The sequence below is a fragment of the Moorena sp. SIO3B2 genome, assembly GCF_010692525.1.
Taxonomy (GTDB): Bacteria; Cyanobacteriota; Cyanobacteriia; order Cyanobacteriales; family Coleofasciculaceae; genus Moorena; species Moorena producens.
This window is the reverse complement of the sequence record NZ_JAAHHE010000487.1, coordinates 1-3,993: the sequence shown is the minus strand read 5'-3', so window position 1 is coordinate 3,993 and position 3,993 is coordinate 1. Positions and strand designations below refer to the sequence as shown.

Genomic DNA, 3,993 nt, shown 5'->3' with positions numbered 1-3,993 from the left:
AGGATTGTTACTGCTTATCAAAACTATGAAAAGTGAAGAATTGGTATAAACTTTGGTATTCACTAGGGATCTCCAACCAGAGTGAAAGCAGCCCAATAGTAGGGATGAGAAAAGCTTTGTTTTCCTGGTCCTGACAATTCTGGGGGTAACGAGATGTTCTTGCCCGAGCCATATAACTGATTATTCTCGATACGCACATTGCCTTGAATCATCGCTAACTGTGCCTGTCGTAAGGCTTCGCTTTTACTCGATGTCTTTCTCAACTGACGGTAAAACTCAGTAGTCAGCCCTAGAGCACCTTGATCACTGACATACCAAAGGGTTGCCAAAGTCGAGTCAACTCCGGCCTGAAAGGCTGACCCAGCAAAACCCAACTCTGCTTCTCGATTGCCCAAAGCAGTTCGACAAGCACTGAGTACCAACAACTCTACCGATGGCTCATAAAGCAGATTTTCCATTTCATACAGCCTTAGTTTCCGGTTCCACATCTGAATGTAGGAATCGTTAGGAGTTCCGGAGTTGAACTCTGCATGGGTGGCTAGGTGAATGATGCCATATTGCTGCTGTTCTCGTTGAGCCCTTAAATTGTCCAGAGTAAAGGCTTCGTTGAGAAAAGAGCGACCTTTCCACAGTTTTTCAGTGATGGTGCTTAACTCCACTTCTACCCCAGGCAAAGGCTGTTGATAAGGAAATTTCGATGCTCCCATTGCCAGAACCTCGAAGGGTCTGACATCTGTGTGACGAGAATAGGTTAAGCTCAGACTAGGCACCAAGTTAACACCATACTTCTCAACCAGATATTTTTGCCCATCGTAGATAGCTGCTATAGGTAGGGAACGCAAACCCTCATCCATAGCAAATATTAGGCTCTTAATCTTGCGGGCGTTTAATTCCTTCTCTAATGGCCCTATGATCCATCGATAAAGTTGCTCAGCTGGGTAATGGTGGGCTTTGGCATCCAAGCTGTGGGGATTGCTAAGCGATCGCTGAAATCTATTGGTCACAGCTAGGACTTGATCGCGACTGGCACCATTGATTCGCCGGACAATTGGATTACCTTCAGCGGTGATTACCAAAAGTTCCAGCTGGTCGTTTGCTTGTGGTAAGCAACGCTCTGGTGCTTGAGGCACCTCAGAGAGTCGGTAACCAAACCGTCGGTCGATTTTGGGAACAGGGATTGAGGGAGTTTGACATCGAGTGCCTGGTAAGGTACTGGAATTTTCGACAAAACTGACGTAAATCACCGCAGTCTTTAACCCTGTCTCCCTCTCAAGCTCCCGAGTCCGATTGCGGACATCATTCTGAGTGTTGATTTTGGTCTTGAACGGTCGCTGAAAGTGTGACTCATACTCTTTGGTGAAGGCTTCTTCAATTAAATAAACTGGGTCACTTTCAGGTGAAACCTCTTCAGTTGTGGAATTTGATTGAGATGAAGCAGTAGGGGTTCCAGGTTCTGAACTACCAGGGTCTGAGCTACCAGGGTCTGAACTACTAGGGTCTGAACTAGAGGGCTCTTGCGTGTCACTTATAGTCTCGTCAGAGGGGGAAACGGCACGCTGGTCGCCACTGTCTCCATCGTTGGGCTCACTTGTGTCAGGGGGTGTGTCATTGATAGGAGGCTCGGGTTTAGGAGGCTCGGGTTTAGGAGGCTCGGGTTTAGGAGGCTCGGGTTTAGGAGGCTCGGGTCTAGGAGGCTCGGGTTTAGGAGGGTCTGTTATTATGATAGGGTCTGTTATTATGGTAGGGCCTGGATCGTCCTTGTTAGGATCTGGCTCAGGGTTAGGTTCAGATTCGGAGGCATCTATCAAATTAAACTTACCGTCGTTCCCGTTCCCGAAAGCATCCAAACCTAACTTGATTTCCCCATCGTTTCTTTTTTGTTCTATTTTTTGTTTTTGCTCTTCGGTGATCTTTTCCTGACTAACGAACTCTATATCACCAGCATTACCACTTACATCACCACCATCACGTTGACTACCAGCTCCTGTGTTGATCTCCAAGTTAAACTTATCAAACTCGATATTATCTAAATTTGGAACCTGAAACCTTACTTTCCCAGCATTTCCAGGGACTTCTACCTGGGTGTTTATTATGATATCGACTGTTTCTCCCCCTGTTGTAATACTGCCGTTTTTGGTTTCCAAAAATACATTACCAGAATTATTACCATTGTTTTCTGTGGTTCTTATTTGGGTAAAAGTTAAACCATCACTATTGCGAAAAATAATGTCACCTTGAGCAGATAAGATTACAGGACCAGCATTACCTTGAATGACAGGATCATTACCAGGATTACTGGTGTCGATATCACCAATGGTGATACTGCCTGATGAAACATCTCCAGAATTGTCGGTAACTTGAGATGAAGCATCTCCAGAATTGTCGGTAACTTGAGATGAAGCATCTCCAGAATTGTCGGTAACTTGATTGGTCAATTCATCTTGAGTCAAGCCCGCCCTCAAAATCACGGCACGACTACTTCTTAAAGTGTTAATATCTGATTGGCCAATATCTGAAGCTGAATCTGGATCTAAATCAGCTAGCCCAGTATCTGGTGCGGTGATTTTGATATTCCCACCTTCAATATTTCCTGTGGACTCTACTTTAAGAGAAGACCCTGTGTAATCCCCAAACGTAACATCCCCGTCAGCAGTGATAATTGGGTCTTGGAGGCTAACAAAGTCGCCTGGTTCACCAGCTAAATTCTCAATTGAGAAATTACCGCCACTGGCAAAGTGAGCATCTGTAGAGATCTTGCCATCGCTGACCAAGCTCAGGTCGCCACCACTCTGGAAGCGGGTGTCGGGATTCTTCAGTGCTAGGATATCAATGCCCCCATCCCCCTGAATCTTGAGGTTTCCTCCTGCTACCGCTTGGAAGGAATTATCTGTTGTGTCCCTGATCAGCACCGTCTCTTTTGCTAATAAGGTTAAGTCCTTAGTGCTGGATAGCTGGCTTTCGCTCAAATTCAGGTTGTTGTTGGCAGACAGGGTAATGTTATCGCTAGATATCTGGCTTGCACTCAGAGTCAGGTCATTGTTGGCAGACAGGGTGGTGTTCTTGCTAGATAGCTGGCTTGCGCTCAGAGTCAGGTCATTGTTGGCAGAAACAGTCAGGTTATTGTTGGCAGACAGGATTGCCCTTTGTGCTGTTATGTCCTTAGCAGTTACATCCCCAGGCGCTATAGTGATGCCAGAACCAGTCAAGGTCACGGTGTCATCACCATTATCCGTAAATTCTGTGGCATGACTGACACCATCCCCGGTTAATAGCTCCGCTAAAGAGAGCGGTGTAAAAGATTGTTCTGCTGTGGAAGGATCTGAGGTTAGGGCTTCAACTTCCAAATTCAGCAACAGTCCTTGCTGGCTAATTTTTACCAAACTTTCCCCAGGCACAGCAGCTATAGTAATTGTTCCTTCTGGAAGCTCCAGTTGATTGGTATTAATGACAGTACCACCGATTAAAGTCAGGTTATTTCCTGCTAGGATTTCTATACCCTCATTAAAAATTAGTCCTGGTGTCTCGGATGTTCCAAACGCAAAGGCACTGGGTGTACCGTCTAAGGTAGAGTAGTCATTGTCACCAAAGGCATTAAACCAATTCTCATCACCAAAGCCAATGCTGGTGGCCGTAGTTGCGGTGAATGAACCGGGGACATCCAGCTGGCTATTAGCACCAAAAATTATGCCTGCTGGGTTCATTAAAAACAGGTTAGGGTTGCCCTCCCCTGTGATTTTTATCAGACCGTTGATCACAGAAGCATTACGACTGGTGACCCGACTCAGAATGTTTTTTATACCCGGTTGAGATAGGAAGTTAGCAATTTGGTCTTGGTCTAGACCAAACTCCTCAAAGCTGTGAAAGAGATTATCTCCAGAGGGGGTTCCACCATCAATGTCAAATTGATTGCCATCGGAGGTGACTTGGGTCGGAGTGCTATCATCGGCTTTAATCTGTGCTTGAGTTGGCATCACACCAATATGGGCTACCAAC

General features: G+C 45.9%; 1 protein-coding gene. It reads right to left on the bottom strand.

From position 1 onward, the window contains the following. Positions 1 to 62: 62 nt before the first annotated feature. A partial coding sequence (locus F6K38_RS36720; protein WP_287359953.1) for a CHAT domain-containing protein occupies positions 63 to 3,993 on the bottom strand: 3,931 nt, incomplete at its 5' end.